The sequence below is a fragment of the Marinobacterium sp. xm-g-59 genome (genome assembly GCF_013283315.1).
GTDB lineage: Bacteria > Pseudomonadota > Gammaproteobacteria > Pseudomonadales > Balneatricaceae > Marinobacterium_E.
Genome location: NZ_WBYR01000020.1, coordinates 1 through 8694, shown reverse-complemented (window position 1 = coordinate 8694; position 8694 = coordinate 1). Strand labels below are relative to the sequence as shown.

Genomic DNA, 8694 nt, shown 5'->3' with positions numbered 1-8694 from the left:
GACGACTTGCATTGAATTGAGAGATTACCGTAGCCATTTTGTTTCCCCTTGCGAAGCTTAGCTTCGACAATTAATTGGGCCTAAATGTCACAACCGTGACAAATTAGACATACATCCATCGTGCATGGAAACAAATATTGACACAAGTGTCAATAAAAAGGCATGACAAAATAGACAATAATGACAAATTAGTGTCTACAAACCTGTTGTACTGTTGTACTGTTGTAATAAGGTCGTGCAAGCCTGGCGTTTTGACAACTCTCAGACCAGGCCCGCACGTTAGATTAACCTACCATTGGTAATCCCAAGCAGCATCGTCAATCTCTTGGATCTGAGTACCGCCGCTGTTAGTGACGCGAAGCTGAACCTTCACTTTGTCATCATCAGCAGTGCCAGTACCCGAAGCCGTATCATAGGTCGCCATATCGAAAATATCTGCGCTGTTACTATCGTTAACGAACTTATAGGTGCCGCTATCGATTTGGCCCTGTGACAACTCTGCAGAGGTTGCGACTTTAATACCATCAACCCATAGCTCAACAATATCGCCAGCATAGGCATCAGATACATCCAGCCAAATACTTATATCAGAATCGCCTGTAGCAGCGTTACCATCATCTGTGCCGATTGTGCCGCTAGTACCATTAGCAGATGTTTCTCCTGAGTCCGCGTAGCCATTGGCCCCGTCGATATCAAAACCGACAAACTCCACAGCCGGACTCGTGTAGTCAGCGATCTCATCTATCGTGTCAACGTCGGCAGCATCTTTGTTAACAATCAAACCGTTAACGGTCGCAAGCTCTCCGGAGGTCACTCGAATCCCGAGATCTTCGTAATCGGTTACCGATGGCTGCGGATACGTTGCCAGATCATTAAGATCGTCGGCAGCATAAGCAGCGATCTTAGCAATTGCATCCAAGCGAGCCACGTTGTTGGCATCATCCAAGAGTGTTTGCAGGGCAGACCCCGTAAACGCTGTAGCTTGCTCAGCAACCAACTCATTAATTGCAGCAAGGTTGTCAGCATCCAGAGGGATCGACGATGATCCACTGTCATAGGTTGTAACGCCCAGCAAACGGTAGTCCGATAAAGTTGGAACGCCATTTGCGATGTCACTCTCAGACACGCCATTGTCAACGGTAAATGGCGTTCCACGTGCAAGAGGTTGCAGTTGACCGTTTGCATCTACAAATTTCTGATTGGAAGAAAAGTTCGATGACAGAGTCAAAGTAAAGTTTTTAGTATCCGGGCGCGAGATGGTATACGCCCCAACTGAACTGCCACTAATATCTACTGTTGTTTGTGTATCGATTTCAAAACCAGCAGACTGCGCAGCGGTCATACTGTTCAAAATATCTTTTATTAATCCTGTGCCACCTCTGCTGGAGCTCGACGGGACGACGTATGAACCAGTGATAGCGGCTTCACCATCTGCTTGAAGAGTCACTGTATAAGTGCCAGGACCATTTGAAACTGCCGCATATTCCAGTGCCGTAATTGATGAGGCAGATACCTTCGTCTCAACAAACGATCTGATGGTTTCAGTCGCGGTATCTGAAGCGATGGTTTTGACTTTAGCCAGCGTATCCGTGTTGGACGAATCAGCCACCTTTTGGATCGCTATTGCGTCCAAAACATTGGCCAACGTTGAGGCGTCAGAGATACCCGACAGGCCCGCGTTGACCACAACCGCGGAGGAATCTACGTTAAAAGTGAGCTCCTGAATAACGATATCTGAATCCACAGATGCGATGCTGTGTGGATTCGGGAACACGCCCGTTTCATCAAGTTTACTTGGAGCAAACATATCTAATCGATAACCACTGTACGCACGGAAAGTGTCCACCTCAAAGGTCATCGAGGTTTCGTGATTGTACGAATCAACAATATCGTACGACTGAACGTACTCCCAGACCTCTGTGTCGGCGTTGTAACCATAGAGATCAAACACCGTTGGCATCTTGTCCTGAGTGGAATCAATGGTAAAGCTACTGATGACCGAAGCACCCTGTGACTTCTGACTGTCAAACCAGCCCAATGAAGCCGGTCTGTCTGATGAAACATAGGCCGTTGAGGCATAACCCTCTGCCGAACCTGCGGTATTACCGTTAAACGCCTCCCAGGGCGTAAAGCCATGAGTCGCATCAGTCGGATCGCCCAAGTCGGGTTGAGTATTACTCCCCGCTGTACCCGTCCAGTTGGCATAGATCTCTTTAGCAACAACCCCCATGCCTTCGAGGTCAGTGACCGGCGACGCGGAGCTGAATCCCAACAGTTTCTTGATTGCGATCTGAGCATCGGTACCGTTAACACCATCAAGATCCGGCACATAGCTACGGCCTGCTGTCAGCAGGGTTTGAGCTAGAGTCAACTTATCAGAATCTGTCGATTCACTGTTCATTAACGTAGCCAGCGAGAGCAGACCATTAAGATTGGTAGAAACATCATCAGCAATACGTTGTAAGTCTGACACTGCCAATGTTTCGCCCGCCGCCAGGTTAGCCTGACGATCAGCAGCGATTGCATTGATTGCAGCAACATTGTCCGAGTCTACCCCGTCTATGCCAACATCCGCATAGGTCGTTGCCGTAACAGAAGAGAGATCTCCGGAACCCAAGGCTTCTTTCAAGCTAGTCAAACCAGCGACAACACCAGATACAACCCCTGTAATATCATCTATTGTTGAATTCGCATTAGTATCCTCAAGGACCTTTTTACGAATTTGAGCAATATTATCATCCGTAACATCAGGAATTCCGGCGGTTGCAAATGTTTCAGGAGTTGCCAGAGGCAATACTGTTTTAGCGTTTATGTACAGCTCTGTGATATCCACACGCGGCCCCCAATTACCCGTCGCATCGTCAAACACAAGACGGTAACCGTCATAGGCCACTTTCTCGATCCCGCTGCCATACTGAGAAGCGAGATCAATCGTGTAGCGAGAGGAGGCGTCGATACTTCCTGTGGCAAAAGAGGTAATCGTTGTCCAAATACCTTTGGCTGAATCATAACCCTGAACTCGTCCGTCCAATGTAGCAGTGCTGTAGACATCAAACCCAATAGACTGTAGCAGGGTGGGTCCAGTTGAATTGTCCTTGTCGACGTAGCCTATGTAAGCCTGGTAATTGGCTCTACCGTAGATACCATAATGATCAACATTGCCCGAGCCAACGTCCTCACGCTCAGAGACCCACCATCCGTTTGCGGTTGTTGAAGTGGTTCCATCAAAGGCGTAAGTCGCATCCAAAGTGCGCGGTCGGCTGCCACTCTCATTCTCATCCCAGAGGTAGTAGCCTGAGCTAATAACTTCGATCGGATCGTAATCATTGCGAGCGTAATTAAAGGTTTCACCTACCTCAGCGTACAGCTCACCGTCAGCAATAAACTGAAGCAGTTCAAAGACAGCGGTCTTACTGTTAACGACCGACTGCAGCTCTGTGGTTGTATCTGCATTCACCGCGTCTGTCAGCTGAACCAGATCATCGATGGTCGCCTGAATATTCGTGCTGCTGACTCCGGTGACGCCAGCAGTCTCAAAGTCTGCGACGGTGTAAATTCTACCCTCGCCTTCAACAGCAACTGAGACAGTGCTGCTCGGTTGAATCGCATTACCACCGCTGGTCAGCAACCAGGAGCCTGCCGCACCAGTTCCATCTGTGACACTAAATGACCGGCCGTCCGCTCGAACAACTGACAGTTCACCCTCAGGCGTCGACGTTATTACGAAACCGCTGTAGGCGGGCAGGCTCGCATTTAACGCGGCAGCAATGCCGCTGACACTTGATTCAGACGTCAAAGTCGTTGTGACCGTATAGGTATCGCTTCCTAGGGTTAGATCCAACGTGATTTGATCACCCGCGTTAGGTGCGCCAGAGCTCATGAAGTCGATCTCAGTAATCGCAATACCCGCAGGGTCATTGGCTTCAGTAAAGACGAGTTGCAGACTATCGACATCCGCTACCGCATCATTGAAGAAGAATTCACTGATGCCAGCACCGCTGGATTCACTGTAATCTGAGACTTCATCCAGTAGAACGGTGTAAGCACCACTGCTGTCCTTGCCGTAGACCTTCCACGCTGTCGGATACTCATCTTGATAGAAATTGAGTTTATAGCTGGAGACAGACGTTGGATTATCAAAGTCCATGGTCAATGTTACAGGCAGATTTGAGCGCGGAACTTCGAACGACTCATTCCCATTTCCATCAAGGATGTTACCGATAGCATACTGATCGGTGCCGTTGATATTCGCACCAATGGTATCGGTCGATAATGTCCACCCAGTACCAGAAACCGACATTGCGTCAGTCGCCTCCACAGGAGTTCCTGCCAGTAGACTGGCTCTTGAGAACGCTGCTGTGAAGTCGACGGAACTTGGATTAACCGTCGCAAGCTGAGCGATATCGAGAATCGCTTCAATGCGAGCGCCAACAACTGCATTGACTGCATCCGTCGGCAGCATCTCTGCCGCTATCTCAGTGTAGAGATCAGAAAACGATGCACGGTTGTTATACAGCCACTCGTTCAGCGCGGGGATGTGTTCGGCTGCCAAAGTATGCAGTAGCCCATCGCTTGACTTGAATGAGGTCAAACCGAGAGTGATATAGTCCTGTAACGTTGGTACGCCCACTTCCCTGCCATCGGCCGTGAAGTTACCGTTATCATCGGCACCTGGGTTTGTAACCAGGTAGTTTTCTAGCTTCGTAAAGGCTGCAGCAACGTCATCAACCAGAGATTGAATCTCGCTGATTAAATCTACAGTATCACTGGATGTTTGCGCTTTAAAAGCAGCATTTAATGCATCAATATTGCCGGTTGTGACACCGGTAATACCAATAGCTTCAAGCTCATCTTTGCTTAGATTTGTTGAATTATCAGTGGCTGCTTTGGCGATGAAATCCAGCTCTGAAATTTCAATCGTGCCGTCACCATTCTGCGATTTGTACGCTTTGATTCTGAAACCAGTAAAGGCCGTGCCATCCGCAGCGCTGGCGATGTCGAACTCCAAGTAATCAATACCGGAATCCGTTGTTAATGTACGCGTAGCAGTTGCAACTGTATCTGTATCTCCAAAGCTCTGAATCAATACCCAAGACTGAGAATCTTCATCCCAACCTTCGATATCAAACCAACCGGGCAGCACGTTTTGATTGGCCGTCGTACCGGTGATATCACCGGAGGCAACTCTCACAGACTGCAGAACAGACGGTTCTTTACCGTAGCTGCCATCGTCTTTCCAACCCAGTACGGCTGGAGCAGAGTCAGAAGCCGTTGTAGTGCTGAAACCCGTGCCATCAGCGATTTGTCGGTCAAAAACCTGCTGTGCGCGTTCAGACGAAACGGTGGTTCCGTCGAAGCTAACTCCATCGAATACGAACGGCGCAAGGTTATTAGCTGCTAGTTCAACCTTAATATTATCCAACCAGAAGAGCGATCCAACCTGTCCGCCACCAGAAGTTGAGGACACCGTGTGTGTTTCCCAAGACCCCGAAATAAATACAAACTTGTACTCGCCTGCCTCAGAGGCAGTAATCGGATGAGTTTCAGTTTTCCACGCAGTGGTGTAGTTGTCGTAATGAGACGATGAACTACCTGCAGCAGAGCTGCCATTGGAGATACCACTCTCGTTCAACAGTTCAACCGTCTGGTTGGCATCAAGTATTGCATTGCCGTTGGCATCTACTGGAGCAAGATACCCGATAACGTCATACTGATCATTGATGTACAGCGAACGCCAATCAAAGCTCACCGTATCGCCTTCAGAAAGGATAATACTCTCTTGGCTAACGATCGCCGGTCCTCGAATAGTCTTAGTACCGTAGCTCGGGTGGTCGACATTCATACCCAATTCCAGCACTTCATTGTGCTCTTCATAATCTCCGTTAATGTTGTTGGAGTTCGCTGAATACGTATTCGAACCTTGCCACTGAGTTGCTACCGTTGTTTGGTAGTTATCATCAGAATTAACAACCCGTACCTCAAAGTACTCGGTATCGCCTGATGCAACACCGCGATCAAGAGCATCCGTACCATTACCAGCCACAACGTTATCGACACCTGCTTGCTGAGGATCATCGTATGTTGTGTCCGTTGGTTCTGCGACACCAAGAACGCCATCGCCAAGGATGATTTGATCGATGAATACATCCCAGCCCAACATCGACCCAGTGCGATCTGCTGTTCGGAAATCAGTGTTGGCATTGTCAACGCGGAACTCAGCATCCGGATCACTGCTAAAATCACCATTCGCAAACGAATAGACAAGATCGACATAATCAACGCCAGACGACCCAGTCGAATCCCATACCCCTGTAGCAAGGTCGGCAATTTTGTTAACTATCTCGTTAGCCGCATCTACATATGGCTGCAGCTCACCCGCCGTATTCACAGCTGACGTAGCACTCGCGGTGTAGAGTTTGTTATTAATCGCTGTCGCTAGAGCAGCCGAAATTCCACCGGTGCTCTCGCTGAGATCAAGTACACCGGCATGATTGTAGTCAGACGCACTCGGTACCAACGAAGGATTGTTCATCAGGTAAGCGTCGTAATCGTTCTGAGACAGGCCGTTCACGGCATCGGCAAAGGCTGCGATTTTGTTCAAAGACGCGATACGCAAGCCAAAAGTGGTGTTGCCACCGCTCACCGTTTCTCCGGCAGCTTGCTGCACGGCTTGCTGAATATCAGTCAGTGTTGCAACAGTGCCTGCATAATCTAGATTGGTCTCGTTAGTAGAGGCGTCAGGATCTGTATCCACAACGTCTATGCGCGCGCCGGTACCCACATAGCGCATCGCCATGATGTCATTGACCTGCTCAACGTTGTTAGCATCAATAGAGACCATGTTGGTGCCATCGAAGAACTCGGTGACACCAGCCATCGCCCACTCTGCTGCTGTCGGTACGAAGTCACCGGTTAGCGGTGTAACACCGTCCGCCCCAAAACCGTTGGCATTAGCGTATTCGGTGATTTTGATGCGCGCACCCAAAGCCAGAAGCTCGGACACCTCATCAGCTTCATCGCGACCGATCTCATTGGTGACAAGTTCAGCATTTAACAAGTCAACGTATGGCTGTGGGAAGGTGGATAAACCTACCGTCTGGTAGTCAGTAATGGATGGCACCGGTCCGCCGTTGTTATCGGCGTACGAGACAATCTTCGAATAAGCGGCCAACTCTGCTATCGCCGCTGTCAACACAGACTGCTGCTCAGACTGAGTGCCTGCCAACGTAGCATCGCCGGTACCTACAGTACTTGCCGCAAACAGTGCATTTGCCATACCCAGGTTGTACTGGTCGACGCCTGTCAGCTGCGCAGCCACATAGTCGTCCAGTGTCGGCACGGCGCCATTACCGTCAGAGTCAGCGTAAGTACTGATCTTAGCGACGGCATCGAAGTAGGGTTTCATCTCCAGCGCTTCTTGCACTAGCAGTTCGATCTCAGCGGTATTGTCTGCAAGATCTGCGGCTACATCCAGGGCGAAGCTGTTTACCCACGCAAGGTTAGAGGCATCAACGGCGTAAATACCCAGCGAGTGGTAATCCGCAACTGTAGGTACTTCAAGGCCAGTGGCGTCGGTCGCATCGGCATAGGTTTCAATACGCACCTGTGCTACAGCAGCCTGAATTTCCGCGGTCGTGTTTGCGCCGCCTGTGTTCAGTGCCTGAATAGCGCTGTTGACCGCATCTTTGTTCCCAGCAACAACGCCCACGATACCCGCGGCTGTGTAGTCAGCCACATCAAGCGTGACACCTGCCACTGCATTGTTGTAATCCTCGATCTTCGCGATCGCGGAGATCACACCATTCACAACAGACTGCAGCTCTGGGTTGGTATCTACGTCTGCTGCTGACTTCCCACTCAACACCTGGTTAATAGAGGCCAGGTTGTCAGCCGTCACCCCGGTTACACCCGCTTGCTCGAAGTCAGACAACGTCATAGAGACATTACCGAGTGCTTCGGTCGCGTAGACGGTCAGTGTTTTAACACCTGCTTTAACGGTCGGGACGTCGTTTGGCATACCGCCGTATTCGACCATATAACCTCTGATCGAACTGCTGGAGTTCGGATAATCATTCCACGTACCATTTTCTAGGTAGTGGGCGTAGTTTTCGCTGCCTACAGCGGCTCCGTGATCATTTGGCTCGCCAGACGCCCAGTTGGAATACTGTCCGGTTACCGCTGTTCCTCCGGAACCATTATATGGCTGGTTAAAGAAGGTAGTACCGGTTTCAGGACCGGTTGCCCATTGCCAAACACCTTCGCTACCAGCGTCACTTGCACCTATCCACGCTTGTGCTTTGACCTTGTCAGCAATAAAAGCGTTCTCTTCAGCGCTGGTAGGGGTTGCAAGGTAGCCTGTCATACCCTCGAACGATCTTAGCTCGGCTGCGGCCTTTGCATTTGTCCAAGTAATTCCGCTACTTGCGACATACTCGTAGTAATGTCCATTCTCGGGGTTGTAGACCATGCCACCCGGCTGAACATCGATAGAGATATCGACCTTCTCACTGCCATTGGCAATCTTGGTCTGCAGCGTTTTCAGGGCCGCATTGATCTGTGCTTGAGTGCCTTCAATACAGATCTCATCGCCGCCGGTTGTCGCGTAATCGAAGCCAATTTGAATTTGAGTAGCCCCACTCAGGTTACCGATCTTCACATCGCCACCTGTGGCGGTGATCACCACACGCAGGCTGC

Annotated in this window: 1 protein-coding gene; it reads right to left on the bottom strand. The window is 49.9% G+C overall.

What is annotated here, in order from left to right:
- Nucleotides 1-289: 289 nt before the first annotated feature.
- Nucleotides 290-8656 (bottom strand): C-type lectin domain-containing protein, encoded by an 8367-nt coding sequence (locus XMG59_RS11855; RefSeq protein ID WP_217363744.1) that lies wholly within the window; start codon nt 8654-8656, stop codon nt 290-292.
- Between the last annotated feature and the right edge of the window lie 38 nt (nt 8657-8694).